This is a genomic window from Viridibacillus arvi (genome assembly GCF_001274945.1).
In the GTDB taxonomy this organism is placed as follows: Bacteria; Bacillota; Bacilli; order Bacillales_A; family Planococcaceae; genus Viridibacillus; species Viridibacillus arvi.
The window spans coordinates 1036269-1060701 of the sequence record NZ_LILB01000001.1; the positions used below are offsets into that span (position 1 = coordinate 1036269).

The 24433-nt window shown below is 33.2% G+C and carries 23 protein-coding genes, 1 pseudogene and 1 other annotated feature; of the genes and pseudogenes, 5 read left to right on the forward strand and 19 right to left on the reverse strand.

Translation table 11 applies throughout. The features are described from left to right. Positions 1 to 42 precede the first annotated feature (42 nt). The 3 genes from ptsP to AMD00_RS23465 all read right to left on the reverse strand — a co-directional run bounded on the left by ptsP (position 43) and on the right by AMD00_RS23465 (position 2283). Positions 43 to 1755: a phosphoenolpyruvate--protein phosphotransferase gene (gene ptsP, locus AMD00_RS04880; RefSeq protein WP_053415941.1), complete on the reverse strand. Its 1713-nt coding sequence runs from the start codon at positions 1753 to 1755 to the stop codon at positions 43 to 45. Further along, entirely contained in the window at positions 1749 to 2018 is a 270-nt protein-coding gene (locus AMD00_RS04885) for an HPr family phosphocarrier protein (RefSeq protein ID WP_053415942.1), read from the reverse strand. The genes ptsP and AMD00_RS04885 overlap by 7 nt, the downstream gene beginning before the upstream one ends. Before the next feature lie 103 nt (positions 2019 to 2121). After that, positions 2122 to 2283, reverse strand: a complete 162-nt coding sequence (locus tag AMD00_RS23465) for a hypothetical protein (RefSeq protein WP_169786314.1) — start codon at positions 2281 to 2283, stop codon at positions 2122 to 2124. A gap of 466 nt (positions 2284 to 2749) precedes the next feature. On the opposite strand from AMD00_RS23465, the gene AMD00_RS04890 reads away from it, so the two are divergent. Together AMD00_RS04890 and AMD00_RS04895 are read left to right on the forward strand one after the other, a co-directional pair. After that, positions 2750 to 4138 (forward strand): alkaline phosphatase, encoded by a 1389-nt coding sequence (locus tag AMD00_RS04890; RefSeq protein ID WP_053415943.1) that lies wholly within the window; start codon positions 2750 to 2752, stop codon positions 4136 to 4138. Between the two features lie 67 nt (positions 4139 to 4205). Then, positions 4206 to 4841: a DUF4352 domain-containing protein gene (locus tag AMD00_RS04895; RefSeq protein ID WP_053415944.1), complete on the forward strand. Its 636-nt coding sequence runs from the start codon at positions 4206 to 4208 to the stop codon at positions 4839 to 4841. Positions 4842 to 5125: 284 nt separating this feature from the next. Here the strand turns inward: AMD00_RS04895 and AMD00_RS04900 are convergent, their stop codons facing one another. From AMD00_RS04900 to AMD00_RS04910, 3 genes are all read right to left on the reverse strand, one after another. Beyond that, the gene (locus AMD00_RS04900; RefSeq protein WP_053415945.1) at positions 5126 to 5839 is read right to left on the reverse strand and encodes a hypothetical protein; all 714 of its coding nucleotides are present in this window, start codon (positions 5837 to 5839) and stop codon (positions 5126 to 5128) included. A gap of 139 nt (positions 5840 to 5978) precedes the next feature. Then, a complete protein-coding gene (locus AMD00_RS04905; protein WP_053415946.1) occupies positions 5979 to 6998 on the reverse strand; it encodes a phosphotransferase family protein in 1020 nt (339 codons plus the stop codon). Between the two features lie 57 nt (positions 6999 to 7055). Next, positions 7056 to 7598 carry a DJ-1/PfpI family protein gene (locus tag AMD00_RS04910; RefSeq protein ID WP_053415947.1) on the reverse strand — a complete coding sequence of 181 codons (543 nt, stop codon included), beginning with the start codon at positions 7596 to 7598 and terminating at the stop codon, positions 7056 to 7058. Between the two features lie 229 nt (positions 7599 to 7827). On the opposite strand from AMD00_RS04910, the gene AMD00_RS04915 reads away from it, so the two are divergent. Continuing rightward, complete coding sequence (locus AMD00_RS04915; protein WP_053415948.1) at positions 7828 to 8310, forward strand: NUDIX hydrolase; 483 nt, start codon at positions 7828 to 7830, stop codon at positions 8308 to 8310. Between the two features lie 68 nt (positions 8311 to 8378). Here AMD00_RS04915 and AMD00_RS04920 read toward each other — a convergent pair whose 3' ends face one another. The 10 genes and pseudogenes from AMD00_RS04920 to AMD00_RS04965 form a co-directional block, all read right to left on the reverse strand. Further along, on the reverse strand, positions 8379 to 9215 hold the full coding sequence (locus tag AMD00_RS04920) for a DUF6612 family protein (RefSeq protein ID WP_053415949.1): 837 nt from the start codon (positions 9213 to 9215) through the stop codon (positions 8379 to 8381). Between the two features lie 163 nt (positions 9216 to 9378). Beyond that, on the reverse strand, positions 9379 to 9765 hold the full coding sequence (locus AMD00_RS04925; protein ID WP_053415950.1) for a hypothetical protein: 387 nt from the start codon (positions 9763 to 9765) through the stop codon (positions 9379 to 9381). Between the two features lie 301 nt (positions 9766 to 10066). Then, positions 10067 to 10995, reverse strand: a pseudogene (locus AMD00_RS04930) (GNAT family N-acetyltransferase). Between the two features lie 94 nt (positions 10996 to 11089). After that, the gene (locus AMD00_RS04935; protein ID WP_053415951.1) at positions 11090 to 11536 is read right to left on the reverse strand and encodes an ASCH domain-containing protein; all 447 of its coding nucleotides are present in this window, start codon (positions 11534 to 11536) and stop codon (positions 11090 to 11092) included. A 128-nt stretch (positions 11537 to 11664) separates the two neighbouring features. After that, entirely contained in the window at positions 11665 to 12174 is a 510-nt protein-coding gene (locus AMD00_RS04940; protein ID WP_083446182.1) for a nucleotidyltransferase family protein, read from the reverse strand. 227 nt (positions 12175 to 12401) lie between these two features. Continuing rightward, positions 12402 to 13235: an MBL fold metallo-hydrolase gene (locus AMD00_RS04945; protein WP_053415953.1), complete on the reverse strand. Its 834-nt coding sequence runs from the start codon at positions 13233 to 13235 to the stop codon at positions 12402 to 12404. 75 nt (positions 13236 to 13310) lie between these two features. Beyond that, positions 13311 to 13874 (reverse strand): GNAT family N-acetyltransferase, encoded by a 564-nt coding sequence (locus tag AMD00_RS04950; RefSeq protein ID WP_083446113.1) that lies wholly within the window; start codon positions 13872 to 13874, stop codon positions 13311 to 13313. 282 nt (positions 13875 to 14156) lie between these two features. Continuing rightward, positions 14157 to 15068, reverse strand: a complete 912-nt coding sequence (locus tag AMD00_RS04955; RefSeq protein ID WP_053415954.1) for a GNAT family N-acetyltransferase — start codon at positions 15066 to 15068, stop codon at positions 14157 to 14159. 101 nt (positions 15069 to 15169) lie between these two features. After that, positions 15170 to 15463, reverse strand: a complete 294-nt coding sequence (locus tag AMD00_RS04960; RefSeq protein WP_053415955.1) for a CD3324 family protein — start codon at positions 15461 to 15463, stop codon at positions 15170 to 15172. Between the two features lie 220 nt (positions 15464 to 15683). After that, the gene (locus AMD00_RS04965) at positions 15684 to 16880 is read right to left on the reverse strand and encodes an MFS transporter (RefSeq protein ID WP_083446114.1); all 1197 of its coding nucleotides are present in this window, start codon (positions 16878 to 16880) and stop codon (positions 15684 to 15686) included. Positions 16881 to 16941: 61 nt separating this feature from the next. Next, positions 16942 to 17207, reverse strand: a binding site (T-box leader). A gap of 383 nt (positions 17208 to 17590) precedes the next feature. On the opposite strand from AMD00_RS04965, the gene AMD00_RS04970 reads away from it, so the two are divergent. After that, positions 17591 to 19255 carry a ribonuclease J gene (locus AMD00_RS04970; RefSeq protein ID WP_053415957.1) on the forward strand — a complete coding sequence of 555 codons (1665 nt, stop codon included), beginning with the start codon at positions 17591 to 17593 and terminating at the stop codon, positions 19253 to 19255. Positions 19256 to 19448: 193 nt separating this feature from the next. On the opposite strand, the gene AMD00_RS04975 is transcribed toward AMD00_RS04970, so the two are convergent. Both AMD00_RS04975 and AMD00_RS04980 read right to left on the reverse strand, forming a co-directional pair. Continuing rightward, complete coding sequence (locus AMD00_RS04975) at positions 19449 to 20069, reverse strand: class I SAM-dependent methyltransferase (protein ID WP_053415958.1); 621 nt, start codon at positions 20067 to 20069, stop codon at positions 19449 to 19451. A 105-nt stretch (positions 20070 to 20174) separates the two neighbouring features. Beyond that, positions 20175 to 20597 carry a DUF4181 domain-containing protein gene (locus AMD00_RS04980; RefSeq protein ID WP_053415959.1) on the reverse strand — a complete coding sequence of 141 codons (423 nt, stop codon included), beginning with the start codon at positions 20595 to 20597 and terminating at the stop codon, positions 20175 to 20177. 341 nt (positions 20598 to 20938) lie between these two features. Between AMD00_RS04980 and AMD00_RS04985 the strand changes: the two genes are divergently transcribed. Continuing rightward, positions 20939 to 23455 (forward strand): LuxR C-terminal-related transcriptional regulator, encoded by a 2517-nt coding sequence (locus tag AMD00_RS04985; RefSeq protein ID WP_053415960.1) that lies wholly within the window; start codon positions 20939 to 20941, stop codon positions 23453 to 23455. A 106-nt stretch (positions 23456 to 23561) separates the two neighbouring features. Here AMD00_RS04985 and AMD00_RS04990 read toward each other — a convergent pair whose 3' ends face one another. After that, entirely contained in the window at positions 23562 to 24416 is an 855-nt protein-coding gene (locus AMD00_RS04990; protein WP_053415961.1) for a hypothetical protein, read from the reverse strand. Positions 24417 to 24433: the final 17 nt, after the last annotated feature.

Sequence of the window (24433 nt, forward strand, 5' to 3'; positions counted from 1 at the left end):
CAAGTTTATCTACAGTCCGATTGGTATTAACATTATTTTAGTCTATTTCAATAAATTCTTTTTCACGTAAGCTTCTACTTCATTCGCAGTCGTTAACGATAAAATTTGTTCAAGATGCACTGCTATTTCCGTTTTCGATAATTTGGCAATTTGTGCACGTGTATTTAAGATAGATGGCCCACTCATTGAAAACTCATCTAATTCTAGCGCCAACAAGATTGGAATGGCTATTTCATCTCCAGCCATTTCACCACACATACCTACCCATTTACCGTTTTGATGAGCAGCCTCAATTACTGTTTTCACAAGTCGTATAATGGCAGGATGATAAGGTTGATATAAATATGACACCTTTTCATTCATGCGATCTGCTGCTAAAGTATATTGAATTAAATCATTCGTTCCTATAGATAAGAAGTCTGCCTCTTGTGCAAATAAATCAGCAATCACTGCAGCAGATGGGATTTCAACCATCATACCTACTTCAATCGTTTCAGATACAGGAATTCCTTCCACTACTAGCTTTTGTTTTTCTTCTAATAACAAAGCTTTTGCTTCTCTGAACTCTTCTACTGTTGCAATCATCGGGAACATTACCTTCAAATTGCCGTAAATGCTGGCTCTTAATAGGGCACGCAATTGCGTACGGAAAATGTCCTGCTTGTCCAAACATAGACGAATAGCACGATAACCTAAAAATGGATTCATCTCATGATCTAGCTTTAAATAAGGGAGGATTTTATCTCCCCCGATATCTAATGTACGAACAACTGTCGGCTTGCCTTGCATTTTTTCAAGAACAGTTTTATAAGCAGTAAATTGTTCTTCTTCATTCGGTAATTCCTGACGATCCATATACAAGAATTCTGTACGGAATAGACCGATTCCATCTCCACCATTTTCAATAATCATTTCAACATCTTCTGGTTTTCCGATGTTTCCAGCGATTTCAACATGATGGCCATCAGCACTTACGCTCTCTAAAAAACGGTACTGCTCAAGTAATTGTCTTTCCTCTTCGCTCTTTTTCTGTTTCTCCATATATTCATTGAGTACTTCTTCAGTAGCATTCATAATAACCTTGCCACTCGTGCCATCAATAATTACTGGAGCCCCTTGCACGATATCTCTCGTAGCCGTTTTAGTACCTACAATAGCAGGAATCTCCATTGTTCTTGCTAAAATAGCAGAGTGCGAAGTTCTACCACCAATATCAGTAATAAAGCCTTTAACATATGTTTTATCCAATTGAGCCGTTAAAGAAGGTGTTAAATCTTCAGCAACGATTATTACGTCTGTTGATATACGGCTATAATCCTGAATCTCAATACCTAATAAGTGTGATAGTAATCGAGTTGAAACATCACGAATATCCGCAGCACGTTCTTGCATATATTCATTATCCATTACTTCAAACATTTCAATATACATATTGGACGTTTCTTGTAAGGCAAATTCTGCATTCCATCCATCTTCGATTTTCGCTTCAATAGCTCCCAGTATTTCTGGATCTCCTAGTATCAATAGGTGCGCTGAAAAAATAGCAGCCTTTTCTTCCCCGAATTTTCTAAGAGCAATTTCACGAATTTCTTCTAATTCTAATTTAGCTTTTTTAAAAGCCTCTTTTAGTCTACTCTTTTCAGCATCTATATCCGTAACTTTAACTTTTTCAAAAGACAAATCAGGCTCTTTTAAGCAATAAGCTTTAGCTACGGCGATGCCATTTGAAACAGCAATCCCGTTTATTTCTAGCATTCTACACCAATCCCATTAGAAATAATTACTTCAGTTACTTTATCTAGTAATTCTTTAGCATCCGGACCTTCCGCAGAAACTTCCATTACAGAACCTGATGCAATCCCAAGAGCCATAACACCCATAATTGATTTTAAATTTACAGTCTTATCTTTGTAAGTCAAAGATACTTCAGATTCAAAAGATGTCACCGCAGTTACTAATAATGTTGTTGGTCTTGCATGTAAACCATCTGGGCTTGTAATTTTGTAAGTTTTTTTCATTTTAAAATCTCCTTATAAATTATTTAACATCAATTCGACTTTTGTATTTTCCAATCATTAAGTAATTATGCTCTGGATTACTTGGTATATTCGTTTCCAAATACTAGCAAACAATTTGAGTAGTAATCCATTTTTTAATAACTTGTTGTAGTAATGCGTTTACAATTGTATGACCACGAGGACTAACTGGTTTTGTATCTATTAAAACAAACTTGCTAATAATGAAGGTTTTTGAATGATTTTTCTTGCTTATTACATTTATCAATCTTTGAATACGAATGAACTTGCTCCTTCATGAATTAGCTTCAATGTTAGCTTCAATGGTATTGCTCTTAAAAGCGATAATTTACCGCTGTTATTATAACCTTACATCCTCTTCTTGTTCATGTATTCGCTTTACGAGTTCATTATAGTACAACAAAAAATCAAAATCAATCATTTTCATTCAAAAACAATCACCAAATTATTTTATATTTAATTTCTTTATTATGCGTTGATTATTAAAATAAAAACGCTAGAATTTTTCCACTTATATAATAAATACTCTTGAATTGAAATTCTCATAAATACACCGATTTTGAACATACTAAAGAAAAATTATTAACAGTTTTGCGATGATAGTTAATCTATTCCTTACAAATGATTTACATATCTCTTACATGGCGATAACACTTCCATAAAACTGTTCCTGTATATTTTAGATATACCAAAGTTTAGGAGGAATAATATTAATGAACAAGAATTTTAAGAAGAAATTACTTGCGTTTGCTGCTGTATCTACTCTGGCGATTAGTAGCCTAGGAGTACCTTTTTCTGAGGCGCAAGCAAAATCCGCAGCACCAAAAGAACCCGAAATTAAAAATATTATCTTCCTTATCGGAGATGGCATGGGTGTTTCATACACTTCAGCCTATCGCTACTTAAAAAACAGCCCGAACTCAAAATTTGTCAGTCCTACAGTATTTGATAAATATCTAGTTGGGCAACAAATGACGTATCCAGAAGACACAAAAGAAAACGTAACAGACTCTGCATCTGCTGCAACGGCAATGTCAGCAGGTATTAAAACATACAACAATGCTATTGCAGTAGATAATGATGAATCAGAAGTGAAGACGGTCTTAGAATCTGCAAAAGAAATGGGCAAAGCAACCGGTCTTGTAGCAACTTCAGAAATTACTCATGCAACACCAGCTGCATTCGGAGCTCATGATCCAAGTCGAAAAAACATGAACGGCATTGCAGATGACTATTACGATGAACTCATTAACGGCAAGCACAAAGTCGATGTTCTGCTTGGTGGCGGTTCATCACTATTTATCCGCGAAGACCGTGATCTTGTAAAAGAATTTAAAAAAGATGGCTTTAACTATGTGACAACGAAAAAAGATTTACAAAAGAATAAAAACAAACAGGTTCTTGGCTTATTCGCAACTGGCGGCATGGATAAAATGATTGACCGTAAAGCTGAGACACCTTCCCTTGCAGATATGACGAACTCTGCCATCTCTAGTTTAAAGCAAAACAAAAAAGGGTTCTTCTTAATGGTGGAAGGTAGCCAAATCGATTGGGCTGGTCATGATAACGACATTGTTGGAGCAATGAGTGAAATGGAAGATTTCGAAAAAGCATTCAAAGCAGCTATCGACTTTGCTAAAAAAGACAAGCATACATTAGTCGTTGCAACAGCTGACCACTCAACTGGTGGCTTCACAATTGGTGCAAATGGTGATTACAACTGGTTCGCCGCTCCAATCAAAGCTGCTAAACGCACACCGGATTTCATGGCAAACAAAATTGCAAATGGTGCTGACGTTGAACAAACTTTAAAACAATATATTAAGCTTGATTTGACAGCTGAAGAAATTCAATCAGTAAAAGATGCAACAGCAAAAAAAGAAATTGATATCGACAATGCCATTGAGAAAATCTTCGATACTCGTTCAAACACTGGTTGGACAACTGGTGGTCATACGGGCGAAGATGTTCCTGTCTACGCATATGGTCCATCATCAAGCAAATTTGCTGGACAAATTGACAACACAGACAACGCTAAAATTATCTTCAAAATTTTAGAGAAAGATAAAAAGAAAAACAAAACAGTTATCAAAGATAAATAAAATAATTTTGAGAAAGGGCTGACACTCCTACCGTTAGCCCTTTCTTCTATTAATTGGAGGTTTGAAAATGAAAAAATCACTCGGCTTTTTACTTTTATCATCCTTATTATTTGGCTGCTCCGACAAAGATTTCAGTACTAGCTCCCCTGCTTTGGCTCAAGAAATAGAAAGCAATTACCTCGATGGGTATGGAGCAAATCCACAAGTACCTGATGACCGCACATTACTTACAGTCGGACAATCCATTAAAGATGCAAAAGGTGAAGCAACATTACAAAAAATCAACCTAGAAGAACAAACAATCAATGTTGGAGATATCAAATTAACAGTGAAAGACACAAAGCTAATCCACCTATTCCCTGATTATAGTCTTACCGACTATTTCCACGCCCTCACTCATGATGAGGAATTTGAATTTGTGAAGCTCTTTGTAGAGATAAAGAACAATTCAAACGATAAAGTAAACTTCGCACCAATTGCTATGATTGAAACAAATACAGGTCAGAAAATTACTTGGGATCAGGACATTTACTTAGAAAACTTAAATGAAGAAATTGAAGGTAGTGCATCTAAGAAAGGCAATTTGGGATTCATCGTTGATACAAAAACAAACTTAGAATGGATTGAAATTACAACGAGTGATGTATTTGATGAAAATGAAGAAAAGGTTGCTGATGCTAAAAAGTTTCGGATTAAGTTTTGATAAAAACTATATAAAAAGACATTTAGATTTAAGTGTTATCAATACTTAGATTTAAGGAAGTTAAACAAATCAAAACTCACCCGTAAGTATATTAACTTCCTTTTTAGTTATATATTAAAGAAGGACCACCCAAGTTTCAGTTTGGGTGGTCCTTTTTTATTTTAAATTATATCAGAAGTTAATATTCCTACATTCCATACTGAGAAATCATAAACTAAACTTCTTGTTGAAGTAGATCTACTTTCACTACATATTTATCTGCAATATCAATTTATTATCGTATATTACTTTGTTAAATTTGATAATTCAAAATCAATAACTTCTTTTAATTCCTCGTTTCCAATTACTCCATTACTGAAAATATTAAAATCAGCCCAATAAACCTCTCTAAAGGTAACTCCGTTCTTAAGTTCAATCTCCATAAATATTGGATTTCCATCCATTTTTCCGTCTTTATTTAAAGTTTGTATATCATTTAGTTTTAATTCTGGCCAAGCATCTAGAAATCTTTTTTTAGAAGCTTGTGAGAATGTGTGTACTCTACTTCCATCTTGAGTGCTTTCAAAATAAATATTTTTCACTAACTCACCCATCGGTTGTAGTTCGCCCGCGGTTTTTACCTTTATATTTGTATCTGCTACAAATACCCTGTCATTTGCCACAACAACAAGTGAAGTCGAATATCCTTTGATTCCATAAATAGGTGTACCTTCTTCTAAAAATGTTGCATCCCCATTTTTCATCTTATGATTACTACATGCACTATCAGCCATCTTATATGTTACTTTACCTAGTTCTTGGCCATTTTCAATTGATATAGTAGTAACCTCATCTGATGGCTCAGTAAAATGATGTTGGTATTTTATATCATTAATCATGACTATATCAATCCATTCAATTACAGCATCAGGACAACCTTTAATTGAACTAAAGTTGTTACAAGCGGATAATAGCATAGTTAACAAAGAAATAATGAACAGATTTTTAAAGCCCCTCATAACTCCCCCCTCCATTTTCACAAATTATTAACTTCCTAATAAAATTGTTTTACTATTATTACATTAGAAATATATATCCTACCTGTTTTGTTTTTCAGTTATTGAAATGGTAGTTACAAACCCAATTTATCGACTTTCTTCATTCAATCCCTCTAATAATGTCCTCCAGCGTTTTCAAATAATGTTCTGCCCAAACGGAAAATGACATATTCATATCCCAAGTAACCGCACCAATAGCCTTTGCGCAGCCCCAATCTAATGTTCTTTGCATAAGCATATGTACTTTTAAACGTTGTATAATTCCCTCTTTTTTATCAGTTTTAGCAATATATATTTTCAAGAAATGCTTTGCCTCATCTAATTCATCATAATCTATGTACATTGTAATAATTTTTATCAAATCAGCTAAAGGGTCACCAAAATAGGCATTAGTAAAATCGAATACTCCACTTATTTTCCAATCCCCTTCTACATCGTGAATCAAAAAATTACCGGGCTTAAAATCACCCATGACAAATGTTGGTGTATTAAATTGATCAAAAGCATTAAGAGCTTGTTGTAAAACATTTTCAACCCATTTCATATCATCTAGTGTTATTTCAGAATACTTTCTGGCATCTTCTACCCAATAAATAATTCTATCGTATAGCCACCTTGTATAACCCTCTTCGAATTCTTTTAAACTATTAGTATTTGGATCAAACTCTCCGCATACATCAACTCTCCAACTATGAAATTGCATTAGCGTGTTCGCCATACTTTCTGCAATCTGTTTTTTATCTTCACTCATCAACTTATCAGCTACTTCTATATCGTTCAAATGCTTCCCTTTTAGTCGTGGCATAATAGCATAACTCCAACCAAAAAGCGAATTAGTAGTACCTATGAAATAAGGTGTGGGAACAGTTACATCAATACATTTCGATATATTATTCACAAAAAATTGTTCCTCTTCAAATTGCCCGGGAAATAGTGGATTACCTTTCAAAACAAACTCACCTTTAGAGGAATGTACAAACATTGTCTGACCCATTGCACCATTATCAGTTTTTATAGCAGAAATAAGTTCACCTAAATTGTGTTGATTGAGCATTTGTTGTAATTGTTCATTCGTAATATCTCCTAATTTATTTGAAGCGAAAAGTATTTTTGTCGTCATAAATTAGCCCCCATAGCATTTAAATTGAAAATAACGATACTTTATTGAAATAACAATTTAATCTCTATACCATGCCTCTTCAAATTCAACTTTAACCGCCTTACCAAATTGTGCTCCCCACTTGATAAAGCCAGAATCCCAAGCTGTTATTACATTGCCATCTTGAACGACTAGATCTTCTACATAGTTCGCATCATGAAATAATCCGCATTGCTCTCTATGTTCTTCCAGTAATCCAACTGTGTATTTTTTCCCTTTTAATAACCCTGCTTTTGCGAGTAACATCGGGGAACTTGAAATGCTGGCAATAATAAAGTTTTCTTGGTTAGCAATTTCTTGAACAAACTCTATATATTTTTCATTTTCAACAACACTTGCTATATCCATACATCCAGTTAGTATCAGACTATCAAATTCTTGATAGTTTACTTGATCTATTGTCTCATCAGCAACACAAGTTAGACCTGCCTCCCCTTTTACACCTTCCTTTGTTAGTGCAATTACAGAAATGGATTTGCCACCTTGCATTAGAATAGATAAAGCTGTCGTCAATTCATACTCGCTAAATTGTGGATATAATAAAACCGCCGTTTTTTTCATAAATAAATCACCTCTTTTTTAAGTTTCTATAAAAGTTCTAAAATTTTGTTTTCCACAAAATGAAATTACTAATATAAAAGGAAAATAACTTAATGTTTATATATAATTTTATCATATTATCTAATTTATAACTTTTTTATAACATTTTACATATAATCAAAAATTCATATATACTCAATAAATACAGGCTTAATAAGAATTTTATTTATGATATATGGAGGTGGAAAAAATGGAAATGCCAACTCATATTGTTGCTGTAGGTGGAATTGTTGAAGATGAACATGGCAATATTCTTTTAGTAAAAACGATTCACGGTGGATGGGTTTTTCCTGGTGGACAAGTAGAAATTGGGGAGAATCTAATGGATGCCTTAATTAGAGAAGTAAAAGAAGAAAGTGGAATTGATATTACTGTATCAAACTTAATCGGTGTTTATTCAAATACAAGCACTCATAAATGGTATGACGGAATCACTGACGTTCCTACAAAATTAATGCTAGATTTTAGGTGCAAACCAGTTGGTGGGGAGTTAGCTATTTCAGAAGAAACATCAGAAAGCTGCTGGGTTGCTAAGGACACAGTAATGGAGTATTTTACGAAAACGGCTTTTCGAACTCGTTATGAAACCTATTTGAATTTCGATGGAAATATTAAATATATGGAGTATGTCACAGATCCTGAGTTTGAAATCAAATTGAACAGAACTGTATAGATCGTTATAAGTATCGAGACACTGGACAAAAAAACCGGTCATAGCTTCTCAGCTACAACCGGTTTCTTTTACATCTCTTGTGCTTTTTCAGTTACTTCTTTTGGTACGGTAATCGGTTTAACACTATTGAAGTTGCTTAGTTTTAAGTCAGTGTCTGTTTTCATCTTCACTTCATTGCCTTCTACTTTCATCGTCATATTCATAATTGTTTTCATATGTTCGATATTGTAGTTGTCTTTGTTAATGTAGATTACATACTCAACATCATCGAACTTCATGTCATCAATTGCTGGTTTTTCAGCACCTTGTGCCATTTGCTCAAGTTGAGCTTCTACTTCAGTTTTGATGAACTTTGTAAATTTCTCACCTTCAGCTTTTAAAGTTAACACGTATTTGTCGCCTTCCGTATCTACTTTAAAGTCCTCCACAAATTCACTAAGCTTTTTCAGTTGCTCTGAAGGATCAGATTGCTCTTTATAAGAACCTAAAACTACATCATATTGCTCTTTCGGCATCTTCATCCATTGATTTAATGTTGATTCTTTCATATAGAAGCCTTTATCTGTCATATAGCCTTCCATTTTAATATCCATTGCTTCTTCCGCACTAACATCTTTCATCTTTGTTGTTGAAGTAAAATATGAACTTAGCGGATCAGCAATGATATCCATTTTCATATCACTTAGTAAATCAATCGACATTTCTTCTTCACCGTTTTTAAACACCATGCTTTGCTTGATATCACCATTTGCAGAATAGCTTTTTAGAGCTTCTTGCTGTTTTAATGTCTTCTCATAAAGTTCCTTCGCAGTGACATCTGAATCGCCAACCTTTTCATTTGCATTACATGCGCCAAGTACGCCCACTACTAGAAGCATAACGATTGGCAAAAACCATTTTTTCATTAAAAAACCCCACCTTTTAACTTTTAAATAGACAATAACATTTTCCCGTAAAGGTAATTTTGTTAAATTTATCTATTAATAGTATAGTACGAATCTAAGTATAAAAAGTTTCAAATTTTACTATTTTATGTATATAAGTATATTTACGTTATAGTGAATCCGCTCATTTTGATTTTTTCTTCATGACAATATCAATATAAAAGAAGACTGTTATACATAACAACGCAATCATTAATCCCGTTTGAATGTATCCTTCGGGTGAACCACCTGTGATGAAAATATAGACTGCGAAAATCATTAAACATATTACTCCACTTACAATGTGAAGCAGGAAACTTATGATTTTCTTTAGATGATATTTGTGACAAAAATTTCCAATTAACATTGAGGTAAGTAATCCAAATGTGAAAATGAATGGAATTGTTACTGAACTGACTACAAATCCAATGAAATAGTCATTTGCATTTTCTTCAACAAAAAATAACGGAAGAATAAAGAAAGTGAACATGGCAGTTAAAGTTGCTACGAATAGCTTTTGTGACAATATCATGATCAAATCCTTTCAGACATATATTCAAATAACTCAATACAATGTCTAATGAAATGGCACATACTCTAGAGTGATTTTGCCTAATTTTCTACATTAGTTAGATTAAGTTTATCATACAGCGAAAGAAATTTTTCTGGAAATTTAGTATTTATTTGCCTAACTTCATTTTTTTACACCAGAGTGTATATACAAAAGGGTATTAAATACAAAACACATTAATCAGCTATAAAAAACACATTTTGCATTATATGTGAATTAGTTAAAAAATGTTCGTTTTAAATTCATCAATACCATTTGATAATTACCCTTTATTCACTTGATAGTAAGCTTCGAGCAGTTCTTCTACTTGGATGTTATCTATTTTCATGCCTGTGATTTCGCTATTCTGTATTTCTACATCTTTGAGATTGCAATGACTCAATTTGCTTCCTTTCAAATCACATCTCTCAAATAATATAGGATTATTTTCTTTTCCAAGATCTGTGTCTTTAAAATGACTCCTCCTAAAGAAGCCAAAAGAATTTCGCTGTTTGCAAGATTTAAATCCGCAATAAGTGAATTTCTAAAATTTATATTATGAAATTTTGAATGGCTAATATTGCAATTGCTAATATTGCTATTCATCAAATTACTATTACTAAATGAACTGCCTTTTAAATTTACTTGATAATATTCGGCATTAGACATATCACAATTGTCGTACTGTATGCTTGAAAGTTCTTTATTTTCAATTATATTTACTTCATCAACAGGTATTTCTATTTGCTTTGTATAATAGTATTCATCTTTCGATTCGAAGGTTTTTTCATAACCCATCTTTTTGTAAAAGTAATGATTATTGATTTGCCGACTAGACGTTTCAAGTCCCCATTTCCTTACATCACAAAACATTTTCTCCACTAAACTTATCGCTCTAGAACCAAATCCTCTACCTTGATAAATAGGGTCTATGAATATACGGTCAATTCTCCCAAAAGATCTCCCCGATACTGTAATAATAATACCTCCAACAATGTTTTCATCTAAAATAACCTTATAATAATTCAACTCTTTAATCATATATTTGTTCACTTCTATAGATGCATATCCTGGAGGTTGAATATTATAATCTGTATAGGCTTCCTCTTCTGACAACCACTTTTTTACTTCTCCGTCAAAAGTTTTCTTCATAATTTCAGTTAAAATCTTTGCATCATTCATTGTTGCTTTTTCTATCGTTAATGTGGACATATAAATGTGCTCCCTTTTGAAAGTAATAATGAATCACCATAATTTCCATTCCAAATATCTTATTCGAAATCTAAAATTCTAATAAATCGAAGCATCATAATCTATTTTTTATATCAATAAGTTTAAATCTCTCACACACAAGAAGCATATCCTCTGTAAATGTTAAACCGTATTTTTGTAATTCTGAACTGAAGAATTTTACATGTATATCTTTCCATTCCTCATATGTACCATCACCTTCTGCTATTGCAAATTCTTCCGTTACCTCATTCATAGGTACTAATGAAACTTCAACTGTTTTGACAATTGCAACAGGATTCTCTTCGCTATTCAAAATAACCCCGTATTCATTAATCATTGGTAATGGCATATTCTTTAACTCATAGAAAACATGGCCAGAACATGTTGCTGTTTTATCTCCGCTAACTACTTGTTCCGCTAGCCTATCTGTCGTATCACCGAACATCCAAGTACTTACTGATGTTGGCTTATTTTGTTCTCCCCAATACTCGTTCCAATAAGTTTGTGCTTCTTTATTCATTTTAGAACCTCCTATACCGTGCTAAATTGATCTGACTTTTATTTATATATAGTGGGAAAACTCTTTACTAATGCTCGAACCAGTAAGATATGGGAATCGTTAATAAAATATTAGATACTCATAAAGTTTCAGTATTTCAACTTCAATTTCGGCCAAATCTTATCCCAGTTCTTAGTTTCAATTCTTTTCACATAAATATTATGCATAGGCATGTCTTTCTTGAATTCAGGAGTTGGTTTTACTACACAAGATAACAAATCCTCTACTCCATATGGTACGCACAACTCAAGTTTGTCCCTGTTTAAACGTACACCAATAGCCGTTGGAATTTCTGTAAAGTGGGCCATTCCATCTTCAGAAGAAATGAAAGGTGCAACTCCATTTTTCATATGCATCCTTGCTTGATTTTTTACCGACCAAGGCACCTCAGGTTTCATACTTAACAATTGCTGCTCGAGTCTTTTTTCTATTTGTTCATCCACCTCTTCAGCATTGAAGTAAATGACGTCAATATCTGGTAACTGCGTTCTTTCTTTATAGTCATGTAGCAGATCCCAGGCTTTACTCCTTACAAAACCTGCACAAACCCAACAGTCTGGCAAACTTAATTGTTCGACAGTTTCTAAAATCTCCATCATCCATGTATCTTTTTTAATCGCTTCTATAAGATCAAGTTCATTTTGTAAAATCAATGAGAATATGCTTCCTCTCTATATTTTAATAATCAGGAATATTCTATTCTAGTAATTACAGTTTTTCAATGAGTTATTGAATGCTTTATTAATTAGAAATACACAGTTAATTATTGCCAATAAAACTCTCCAAAGTCAAATACAGAAATATTATGAGAGATAAAAACATCCATTTATCTAAGGCCGAAACTTTTCATGAAAAAGACCATATCATTTGAAGGTTCTATATCAAACTGCTTTTTGTATGCAACTACCCCCTCTTCTAAACTTGAGCATCTTTTAGCAATAGCATAACTAAGATTTAATTGCTCCCAATAGGATACTATTTCTTCTCTGCTGCATACTGACTCATGTGAACAGACGTAGTATTCAGCGTCATACTCTTCAATTATTTGTATCATCGGAAATAGTAAATTAGCATCGAAATGGTTATTCCCCTGTATTGTTCTTCCATAAATACAATCACCTAAAAATAAAGTCTTCTCCTCAGGAATATATAAAATTGTTGAATCGTCTGTATGCGGACTTACAATTTGATGTATCTCACAGATAACCCCACCTAGGTCAATTTTCATTTCACCATCAAAAGATAGATTCACATTTTCAGGTAAAAAATTCTCTCTATCCGTAATTTCTGCCTTAAGACATTTTATTGAGAAGTCATTAAAAATCCCCTTAGATTTTGCTAATTCTAAAGATTTATCATCATACTTAATGCCTCTATACATATTCAAATAATTGCTTGTTTTGCTATTTGCAATGGAAATCGAATCCCATTCGTTTAAACCAAAAGTATGATCCCAGTGATGATGAGTTAAAACCAAAAACTTCACCGGTGGCAAGCCCATTTTATCTATTTCTATTTTAAATTCATTTGCATGTTTCGGTGAATTTCCTGCATCAACGATTAAACAAAAATCGTCACCTATCACAAGGCCTAACACTGGTCTATCCGTTTCATCACTATTTTTCATATAGTAAATTCTATCAGTAATTTTTTCTAACATTATTATCACTACTCCTCACTTGTTTTTGAAGTCTTTTCGGCACAATGAGATTTATACAATACTAAAAATCATCTCTCATTTTTGAAACTCTGTATTTAACAAACTATATAACCACATGTCTTTACATTCTCCAGTAACACTATGACATTCAAACTTCCTTAAATAACCTTCTTCTTTGAAGTTGAATTTTTTTAATAACACCTTTGAAGCTATATTTTCATTACTAACAAATGCCTGGATTCTTACTAAGTTTAAATGGTTAAATCCTATTGATAAAACCTCATGCACTGCTTCGGACATTATTCCACGACCCCAATATTGCTCTGATAGTTCATAGCCAATTTCAGCCCTTTTCCCTTCAAATTCACTTAAAAATATTGTTCCAATAATTTCATCTATGACTTTGTCTGCAATTGCAAAACGAATAATCCACCCTGCATCATAGCCTTTGTTCCATAGTTTGATAACTTCATAACTTCTTTCTAATGTTTCTGGTCCATTCCAATCAAGATTTCGATATACATTTTCATTTGAATAATATTTTAATAACGCAGGAGCATCTTCCAATCTTAATTTTCTTAAACGAATTTTTTGAGTTTCTATTACTGGAAACTCTTTCAACATTTTTGCAAAATCCATTTTTATTCCCCCATAAAACGCTTAATTGGTTAAAAATTTGTGCTATCTCTTCGAATAGGTTAAATCATCCTCTGAATGAGTTAAATCAAGGGTTGAGTAGATCAAATCATTGCTCCAGTAGGTTAAATGCTTCTTCGAGTAGGTTAAATCACCTTCTGAATGAGTTAAATCAAGGGCTGAGTAGATCAAATCATTACTCCAGTAGGTTAAATGCTTCTTCGAGTAGGTTAAACCACCTTCTGAATGAGTTAAATCAAGGGCTGAGTAGATCAAATCATCTTTTCATGTATGAGATAACATGGGGAACATCAGCTTATTATTTTTAAATAGTTCTTCTTTATCCCCCATTACCATAAGTGTTGAATCCTCTTCTTTAAAAAGAGTTACTTCATAATTTTCGCTGTCGATTGGCATAAATTTCAGTATTGCACTCTTTGTTTGTTCTGTTGCCATGGCATTTAATACATCTTTAATTTCTATTTTTTCTTTTGCCAAAATATCATATAGAATCAATGTATCTTCTTCGTAATCTGCTACCGCAATTGCATGTAAGTCTTGTATATAGAAAAGATTTTCCTTAAAACTGAACAATTCAAAGTAGTTACAATAGAACATGACTAACCCAGCATTATCATGCATTGAAAGTGCAAATTGTGCTTCAGCATTCTTTGCTGTTTCATAAAGTAAATTTAGGTCACTCACATTATCGATGTCCATTTTTCGGATAGAATACGGACTTTCGATTTTAGGGATTTTTGTAGAAGCTTGATATTCATCAACAGGTACAAACCCAAACTTAGGGTAAAAATCAAGGACACTATCATTAGCGAAAAGATAGAACATATCACATTTATCTTTCCACTCCTCTAAAACCGTTTCCATTAGTACTCGGCTTAGCCCTTGGTTGCGATATTGTTCATCTGTCATTACTGTACCAAACTGAACAAATCGTTTTTTCTTTCCTAAAACGATAAAATCAATGACACTAACTGTAATATGAGAAACCATTTTATCGTTGTCTAACAGTGAATACAAAATACAATTCTCTTTCCAAAAGCCACTGTTATACCACTTTTCAAAATCGAAATTATAAATTTGTTGAGTTAGCAAATTAAAACGGTTTCGTAGTTCATTATCATCCTGGTAGTTTGAAATTAATTTATAGTTTTTGCCGTTAATCATTACATTTTTCATTTAAATTCCCTCCTGATTTCTATCTAAATAAAGTATAACTTAACTACATAACTGGAAAATACCTCATCCTTTTTTCATAAAAGAAAATAAGCCAATGTAGTTTATAACCACATTGACTTATTATTTGCTTTCTTTTCTTTTAGTATAATTCTTTGGATACTTTTTGATGATAAATAATATTTTTCCGCTAAAGTAGTTGTATCTATTCCCGATAAGAAATCGTTGTAAATATTTGAATTCCTTAAATCCAATTCTCTCCTTGTAGCAGTACCTGATCCCCAAGACTTTTTATTTTCTTCTCTTTTTGGGATATAAATATATTCACCATCGACATATGTCTGTATTAACTCTAGCAACTCTGCAGGCAGAAGATTATTTGCTTTTTTATAGCTCATTTTTGCACTCCTAAATTTTAATAGTTCTTTTAGGAATAGCAAAGGCTATTATTTTGTTATAATATTTTGCAATAGCCTTTACTATGCAAAATTAATAGTACCTCTTCTCATAAAATGCAGCCCTCCTTACATTGTATTGCATACATTACTGTTTCAAGTATATGCCATATCATACCACATTTTACAGTGAAAAATCATTTCGTCAGACATTATCTTTCCTTTAAATTCCCATTTGATTATTCGGTGTTTTCAAAACGTTATACAATATCCCAAGACTAATCCCCAGTAGAAGGATAGAACCAATAATTACTGTGAATTGAAGCGAGATTAACTGTGCGCCAATCCCAAAAATAATCGTTAACAAGATAATACCAATTGACTCAAAAACACTAAATATGCTGATGAATCTGCCCATTATTTCACTAGGAATCTCTTCTTGAATGAATGTTAGAAATCCTGTGTTTGCAAATGAAAATGCAAAAGTTAATAGAAAAAAACCGATAGCTGCTGCAGTAAATTGATGGGAAGTTGCATAAATGAGATAGCCGACTGCTGTAAAGATAGCTCCACCGCTCATCAAATGCCCTAGTCGTAGATTTTTACTGAATATCGTATTCAAAATGGCTCCAAGTACAATGCCAAGCCCAGCAATACTGACAAGAAACCCATATTCACTATTACTTAATCCTAGAACATTCGTGGCAAAAGCCGCTTCCAATGAATCAATTGCCGTCATTAATAATGTAACACCGCTAAATAACATATAGATGACCGTTAGAAATTTTACTGATTTGGCGAAATGATAAATTCTGGCCCAATCCTTTTTTATAACATGAAAAGATACTTTTTCAATCACTTCACACTGTCTCACCATTGTTGGCAAAAAGAATAGTAATGTTGCTGAACTAAATAATGCGAACGCATTTATTTTAATTGCCATTTCTGGCGTGCCAATCATAAATAGAATTCCCGCTATAGATGGCCCCAATAAAAAACCACAAGATTGCACGAAATTTTTCAGCGCGTTAAAGCGTTGACGGTTTGTTTCTGGTACCATCTTAGTCATATAAGCCATAGATGTTGGTGTGAATACCGCATTTGCCATGTATATGAGAAATGAAACAACATAAATGACTAATAATGATGAGCTAAATGCTAAAAGTAGAACACATCCCCCCCGAAAAATATCGAAGAAAATCATCACTTTCTTTTGATTTAGTCGATCAATCCAACTCCCAGCCCAAAAACTCATTATTACATTGGCAATTGGTGACAAAACATATAAGATACTCACAGCAAATGGTGAATGCGTTAACTCTAAAACAATTAGATTTAAAGCAATGAAATATACCCACTCACCCAAATTTGAAATTGCAATACTACTTAACAGAAGTGCACCATTTTTCCGATTTCCCATACGATTCATTCTCCTTTTTTATAAAATTGCATAAAAAAAATCCCACCCCCAAGACAGCTGTCTTGGGGACGAGATTGAGAATTCATAATCGTGGTGCCACCCCAGTTTGCCATTATGTCACCATAATAGCCTTTTTCAGTACGACAATAATCAAACTATTGTTTATACCGTATCTCTATAACGGGAGCTCCCGTCACATCATCATTCAAAAGAAATCCTATGTGCTACTCCGAGACTTGTTTCAATAATTAGTTCTTGCTCGCTTTCACCTATCCGAGCTCTCTGATAAAGAACAACCTTATTTACTCTTCTCTTCAATGTATTTGGATGATTTTAGCATATTAATCTATTAGAGTCAATAATCTATATTTTCCTTATAAGCCTATTCGAGAAAAATTTGAAAACGATTGTGCATTGAAAATATTTCATATGTTTAGGGCAAGAATGAGATGTATATAATCCTCACCTACCCCTCATTATTTTCTATTATGATAGATTACCATTCTACAAATATTCACAAACATCTTGTTATATGTCCTGCTAGATGACCTGATAGATCACGGGTAAAACCATTTTTCAATCACTTAATCCATCTACATTAAGTGCTTTCGTATAGAAAAATGACTCAATAGCAATACTGAAGAATGAAGTCAAAAAAGCCTATATTGCATCGCATTTAGAAAAGAATAGTCGAGTAGGAGGACATTATATTGACTCAAAGTAATAAAACATTATCTATTTTCGCCTTAGGTGGTATCAATGAAATAGGTAAAAATATGTATGTTATACAATACGCAGATGATATTGTAATCGTCGATTGTGGCGCAAAATTTCCTGATGAAAGCTTATTAGGAATTGATCTTATCGTCCCTGATATCGATTATTTACAAGAAAATAAGGAAAAAATCAGGGCTCTAGTAGTAACACATGGGCATGAGGATCACATTGGGGGAATTCCATTCTTCTTGCAAAAACTAAATGTTCCTATTTATGCAACTCGTTTTACACTAGGATTAATTGAACTAAAATTAAAGGAACATAAACTATTTAGGACTACAGAATTGGTACAAATCAACTCAGATTCAAAGTTAGAGTTTGGTGACATTGCAGTAAGCTTTTTTAGAACAAGCCATAGTATTCCTGATTGTTTAGGCATTGTCTTTGACACACCTGAAGGAAAGGTTGTTCATACAGGGGACTTTAAATTCGATTTAACACCAATGAATGATCAATATTCAGATATTCATAAAATGAGTGAGATTGGTACAGAGGGGGTACTACTCCTCATTTCCGAGAGTACAAATGCAGAACGCCCTGGCTCTACACCTTCTGAACAATTAGTAGGTGAGCATATTGAAGCAGCCTTTATGAAAGCTAAGCGTAAGATTATTATTTCAACCTTTGCTTCAAATGTAAATCGTATTCAGCAAATAGTCCATGCAACTTTAAAAACCAATCGAAAGCTTGCACTGCTTGGTCGTAGTATGGTGAATGTCGTTTCCGTTGCTGTAGAACGCGGTTATTTAGATTTACCAGATGGCTTGCTCATTGAGGCACGAGACGTAAAATATTTGCCACCTGAAGATGTCGTGATTTTATGTACAGGGAGTCAAGGAGAGCCACTTGCGGTCCTTTCTCGCTTATCCACTTCGAATCACCGGGAAGTAAAAGTGTTACCTGATGATACGGTTATTTTTGCAGCATCCCCTATTCCGGGGAATGAAAAAGATGTATCACGGATAGTAGATAGCTTCTTTCAAATGGGAGCCAAAGTTATTTATGGTTCAGCTAGTAAAACGGGAATGCACGTATCGGGGCACGGTTATCAAGAGGACCTAAAACTTATGTTAACATTAATGAAACCTAAATATTTTATTCCCATTCACGGTGAATATAGAATGTTATACCTACATCGCTTGTTAGCTGAATCCGTTGGCATAGAAAAAGACAGTACCTTCATCATTAAAAACGGAGATGTTGTCGATATTGAAAACTCATTAGCTCGTCAAACTAGAAAAGTCCCTGCTGGAGATACTTACGTAGATGGCATCGGCATTGGCGAAGTAGAGGACATCGTATTGCGAGATCGAAAACAGCTATCTGAAGACGGCATGCTCGTCATTGTTGTAACTATTATTAAAACACAAAGCAAACTCGTTTCTGAACCTAACACCATTTCCCGAGGATTTGTATACGCAAAAGATTCCGAAGAGCTTATAAAAAATGTAAATGACATTGTTAAAACAACAGTTAATGAATCATTAGATGGTAGTATTAATAAAATGAAGAAAAAGATTAAAAAATCAGTAGGCCAGTATATAAATGCTGAGACAAAAAGAAAGCCGATGATTTTGCCGGTTATTATTGAGGTTTAGGTGGGAAGTGCTTTTCAATTGCATTTATCTCGACAAGATAGAGTTCACAGAATCATCGCCCATAAATGTTTAGCTACCAACGTTTATGGGCTTTTTATTTTGTACTAGCTTTTTTTGCGAATAAAATGAGAGAACTTTGTATTGATAAAGTTCTCTACTTTTTCAACTAAAGTCTCCCGCTAGTTGAAGAACATTAATTAATTTTAGCAATTATTATCTTCCTATACATTCCATTCATCATAATTGGTGTATCTTCTTCCATTTTTAAATGTTTATTATTTTTTTGAATTAATTTTTCAAAGCTTCGCCCAATATCAGTTCCTAATGCGCTAATAATTGGTCTTAATAGTAATTTTGGTAATGAGAGCTTTTTATTTTTAGGAGCAAATTTATCAAAAATAATTACTTTTCCTTTGTACTTTAAAACTCTCGAGATTTCTTGAAAACATTTATTAGCATCTGGTACAACTGAAAGTATTAAACTTGCTACAACATAGTCGAAAGTTTCTTCCTCAAAAATCATATTTTGAGCATCCATTTCTAAAAATTTTATCCTAGAACCCTTGAATTTTGTTTTTGCCTTTCCAAGCATATCCGGTGAATAATCAATTGCAGTTATATCTAAGTCAGAGTAATTGATTAGCTCTAAATCAGCACCTGTCCCTACACCAACAAACAAGATTTTTTGTTTGCTATCGAATGGTATCGATTGAAATATTTGTTTTCGTGCATTTAAAAAGTTACCTGTATTAAAAAACTTATCATAAATTGGCGATCCGATTTTATAAATAAATTTGTTCCAAGAATTATTCAAACCCCTACACTCCCAGTTCAATCTTAATTCTATCAATCAATAACATACTTAAATCTAAACAACTTCCAAATTTAAAAATGTTGTTAATGAAAACGACTCTTTTGCTTAATTAAGTAAATTAAAGAAACGTGTCTTTAAAATAATTATAACTAATACAATGATTAATACCATTTCAGCAACCGTTACAATATATGTGTTTGGATTCGTTGCATATTTCCATTCCATTACAGACCTTACCGATTCTGATAAGAAAATAAACAATAAAAAAAAATAAACCCACATGTCAAAATACCAATCAATTTTATGTACGTCTGAATAAATCATATAATAAGAAATCGTTATGAATATTAAACTAAATGTAATTCGAATCGACCAATCTATTTTCTTATGTAAGTCATTAACATGATTGTATGAAAACCATTTCTTTCGCTCAACTTTTAATATTTTTCTCATAAAATAGCCGAACATTAAAATGATCCCAGTAAATATTAGTAATAATACTACTATTTTAAGTGTTTCATTATCCATAGTTTCCTCCTGTGTCTAAACTCTTCTCGTTAGTAGAACAAATAGGTATACTTCTTAATACATTTCAACAAACATGTCCAAAATCCTTTTTTATACTAAACTGACAAGTTTTTTACAAGGCAGTCCTTTATTCCCTCCTCCGTTTTTCTTGGACTGAGTTTATATAGTCCTAATATTACATTTTCACTATTATCATGGAAAAAATGTGGAAATCGATAGCGTTTTAGAAGTAAACAGTATAAGCTTAAAACAGCTTGTCATTTTAGAAAAAAATGGATTAGTAAGTAAAATATCTCATAATCTATTATATAGAATACATCCATTTATAAGGAGTCGAGGAAATGCAAATGGTTTTGTTAAGGTCTAAAACAACGATGCCACAAGCCTTAGATTCAGCTATTGAAAGAGAAAGATTATATGATTTACTTCGAAACGACCGTACAAAAAAAATAACATTTGTTCGTTCACCTGCTGGGTATGGAAAAACAACCATTCTAAGTCAATGGTTTAGCCAGTTTGATAAGCCTGTTGCGTGGTTATCTATTGAAGTGGCAGATAATGATCCTATTCGTTTTTGGAAATATGTCATACATTCAGTAACAGAAATAACGAAAAACAACATAGATTTAGAACTAGCCTCCCTTTTTGCATCACAGGAGCCTTCAGCTTTCGAGTTTTTAATAGATTCTTTTTTAAATGAAATGAGCTTAGTAGAGCAAAACATATCTATTGTGATAGATGATTATCATTTAATTGAAAATGCTACGATTCATAAAATGATGATTCAATTTATCGAATATTTGCCTAGTAATGTACAAATTTATATAACTAGCCGATCAGATGTACCGTTTCCAATCGCTAAATGGCGTGCTAAGTCTTGGCTGAGAGAAATAGGCATGGAACAACTACGATTTACATATGAAGAAATACAACAATTTTATGAAAAGAAAAATTGCTTGTATACAGACATTTCAATGTTGCAGCATGTTTTGAAAAAGACAGAAGGCTGGGTCACAGGGATTCAATTAACTGAACTTTCGTTGAATTCTTCCGCGATAAATGATTTCAATATAGATGCTTTGAATGGTGCACATCCATATATAGCCGATTTCTTATTGCAAGATATTCTAGCCGCACTTTCTCCATCTATACAAGATTTTCTTATTCGAACTTCTATCTTAAAATCATTAGATCCCCTTGTTTGCAATGTACTGACAAACCGTTCAGACAGTTTGTCAATTCTATCTGAGCTTGAAAAGAAGGGACTTTTTATTGTACGTTTAAACTCCACTCCTCCTGTCTATCGATATCATCATTTGTTTGCGGAAGCTCTGCAAATTGAACTAAAAAATCGCTATTCAGAAGAATTGGTAGCATCTATTATTACAGAGGCTGCCACTCTATTACATGATAAAGGTGATACTATTTCTGCAATTGAATTGGCAATAAGTAAGCAGGACTATGAGCTTGCAGAATCATGGATAACTACCCATCTTGTTGATATTTTCACATCAGGTCAAACTTCTACTTTTATAGGTTGGGTAAAAACATTACGTATGAATCATTATCCGATTCCTTATGAAATGCTTGTTATGGATGTCATCGCCCTCATTTCTACTCTAAAATTTGAAGAAGCGGTTGAAATAATGACTGCATTAGAGCAAAAACAGGTTACAGAAAAATGGATGGATCTTGAAGAAAATTTAGGAGTAGCCAGTATTTATGAGACAGTAAAAGCTTATGCCATATTTGGAATGGGCGGGGACATTGAACAAGCTACAGAAATTGTTCAAAGACAATTGGAGAAAGGTCGTGTAGGTTCAAGATGGGACAACATCCCTATGCAATACAATACATTCGAACATAAAATTCTACGTACGAGTATTGGTTCAAAAGGGAAATTCTGGCCATTCGAAAAATCCTACCCTTTTATCAAATTATTTCGAGAAACTGAATTTAAAGACGATAATATGACTGCATATAGTTATGGTACATCAGCTGAGTCATTATATGAAAAAGACTTTACCGATGCAGCATCGAGTGAGTTGAAAATTGCAATTCAATATGGTCATAAATTTCGAGATCCTGGTTTGTTCATACCTATGTACTTACTAAAAGCGCAAATATATATAAAGAATAACAATTTAATAGCAGCACATGCTTTTTTAAAAAATTCTATGGAAACAGTAAAGGAAAAACATTGGATTAAAACATTGCGAACCAAAATCGCACATTGTTATTTACTTGAAGGAAATCTATTACAGGCTGAGCAAGAACTAAAAATGTCGAAATCAAGACAACCATTTTGGCTATTAGTAAATGCTCGATTACTAATGGTAAAATCACAGGCATCGGATGCATTATCGTCAATAATGCAAGTCAAAACGAAATCTCTACAGGAGATGCAAATTTCAACTATTATAGAGGCCACTGTACTTGAAGCTATTTGTGAGAAAGCACTGGGTAATGATGATAGTGCAATGTTGGCATTACACGAAGCATTATTTCAAGGAGCACCTTATGAATATGTCCGAACTTTTTTAGATGAAAAAGCGAGTATTCCTTTGTTGAAAGCCTATCTAAAAATGCGTAAAACGAAAAACGACCCTAATTGGAATACAGTACCCCTATCCTATGTAACTAGATTATTACATGACATCCAGAGTGAAGATAGCCCATTGGATTCCCTTACACAACGGGAACAAGAAGTGTTTTCATTACTCGCAGATGGAGCGACTAATCGTGAAATTGCCGATCGCCTTTTTCTTACTGAAGGCACTGTACGAGTTTACTTAACAACCATCTACAGTAAATTGGGCGTTAATTCTAGAGCAAAGGCTATTCTACTTAAACAGTAGTGAAAGCCGATAAAACTATATAGAACTAATTCAAGGCTAGCAAATCACTTGAGATTGCTAGCTTTTTGATGATGAATCGCCCTCTATTTCGCGTTTAATTACCGCTTCATCTAACAAACTTTAGAAGCGTATCTTTCCTAATAATATTGTCTTTAAATCTCCTACTCACTATGTTTCCCATATCTATATTGTTTTTTTCTACAAGGAATGTGACAAACATATTCAAATCTTCTATTTTCCTAATCAATGTTGCTATAAGTAACATTCCTCCAAGTCTTGTAGTTGCTGATTTTCTTACGTAGATATTTTTACAAAGTAACATATTACTAGCAACTTTTTCACAAATAATCCATCCAGCTAAATCTTCTTTGTCATATAAGGCAAAACTATATTCTGGATCTATAAAATTCGAACTATTTAGAGGAGAGAATTTTGGTGGAAACCAAGGGTCATTATTTAAAATAATTTGATTGATATCATCTTCATGTGTGGTAGACCAACGTACAACTTTTAGATTATCTGACCGATTAAAGAGAGATGCCCAATCTTTGTCTTGTATTCTTTGTGTTTTGGCAACATATTTATGGGTAATTGCCGACCTTGTATTCCATGCTCTTTGTAAAAGTATTTTTTGAACCTCTTCTACTGATTGATTAATGGTTAACGTCAAATCAGTTATATAAAATCCCCCTACTTCTAAAAGCTCTTCTACTTTGTCCAGTAACAATTCTATAATATCTACTTCATTATTTTCGGCATTTACAACAAAGTGAAAGATGCTTGCAACTCTTGAGCTAGTTTCTAAATTCACCAATAATAGACCGACTGGTTCAGTATGAGAAATTGCCCCTACACCCAAAATATTGTTTTCGGATTTTTCTAGTTGTTTAAAATGTGCAGGTAGCAAGAGTTTTTTAAAGCTATAAAAATTAGTATGATTCACTTCCAAAACTTCAAACATATATCTTCACCTCTTCT

Coding starts and splice junctions, on each gene's coding strand:
- AMD00_RS04945 (WP_053415953.1), bottom strand. CDS start 13,235: ATGTTAGAAAAAATTACTGATAGAATTTACTATATGAAAAATAGTGAT.
- AMD00_RS04895 (WP_053415944.1), top strand. CDS start 4,206: ATGAAAAAATCACTCGGCTTTTTACTTTTATCATCCTTATTATTTGGC.
- AMD00_RS04965 (WP_083446114.1), bottom strand. CDS start 16,880: ATGGGAAATCGGAAAAATGGTGCACTTCTGTTAAGTAGTATTGCAATT.
- AMD00_RS04980 (WP_053415959.1), bottom strand. CDS start 20,597: ATGGATAATGAAACACTTAAAATAGTAGTATTATTACTAATATTTACT.
- AMD00_RS04885 (WP_053415942.1), bottom strand. CDS start 2,018: ATGAAAAAAACTTACAAAATTACAAGCCCAGATGGTTTACATGCAAGA.
- ptsP (WP_053415941.1), bottom strand. CDS start 1,755: ATGCTAGAAATAAACGGGATTGCTGTTTCAAATGGCATCGCCGTAGCT.
- AMD00_RS04890 (WP_053415943.1), top strand. CDS start 2,750: ATGAACAAGAATTTTAAGAAGAAATTACTTGCGTTTGCTGCTGTATCT.
- AMD00_RS04960 (WP_053415955.1), bottom strand. CDS start 15,463: ATGAGCTATAAAAAAGCAAATAATCTTCTGCCTGCAGAGTTGCTAGAG.
- AMD00_RS04935 (WP_053415951.1), bottom strand. CDS start 11,536: ATGAATAAAGAAGCACAAACTTATTGGAACGAGTATTGGGGAGAACAA.
- AMD00_RS04910 (WP_053415947.1), bottom strand. CDS start 7,598: ATGAAAAAAACGGCGGTTTTATTATATCCACAATTTAGCGAGTATGAA.
- AMD00_RS04985 (WP_053415960.1), top strand. CDS start 20,939: ATGCAAATGGTTTTGTTAAGGTCTAAAACAACGATGCCACAAGCCTTA.
- AMD00_RS04990 (WP_053415961.1), bottom strand. CDS start 24,416: ATGTTTGAAGTTTTGGAAGTGAATCATACTAATTTTTATAGCTTTAAA.
- AMD00_RS04900 (WP_053415945.1), bottom strand. CDS start 5,839: ATGAGGGGCTTTAAAAATCTGTTCATTATTTCTTTGTTAACTATGCTA.
- AMD00_RS04905 (WP_053415946.1), bottom strand. CDS start 6,998: ATGACGACAAAAATACTTTTCGCTTCAAATAAATTAGGAGATATTACG.
- AMD00_RS04915 (WP_053415948.1), top strand. CDS start 7,828: ATGGAAATGCCAACTCATATTGTTGCTGTAGGTGGAATTGTTGAAGAT.
- AMD00_RS04950 (WP_083446113.1), bottom strand. CDS start 13,874: ATGGATTTTGCAAAAATGTTGAAAGAGTTTCCAGTAATAGAAACTCAA.
- AMD00_RS04955 (WP_053415954.1), bottom strand. CDS start 15,068: ATGAAAAATGTAATGATTAACGGCAAAAACTATAAATTAATTTCAAAC.
- AMD00_RS04920 (WP_053415949.1), bottom strand. CDS start 9,215: ATGAAAAAATGGTTTTTGCCAATCGTTATGCTTCTAGTAGTGGGCGTA.
- AMD00_RS04925 (WP_053415950.1), bottom strand. CDS start 9,765: ATGATATTGTCACAAAAGCTATTCGTAGCAACTTTAACTGCCATGTTC.
- AMD00_RS04940 (WP_083446182.1), bottom strand. CDS start 12,174: ATGATGGAGATTTTAGAAACTGTCGAACAATTAAGTTTGCCAGACTGT.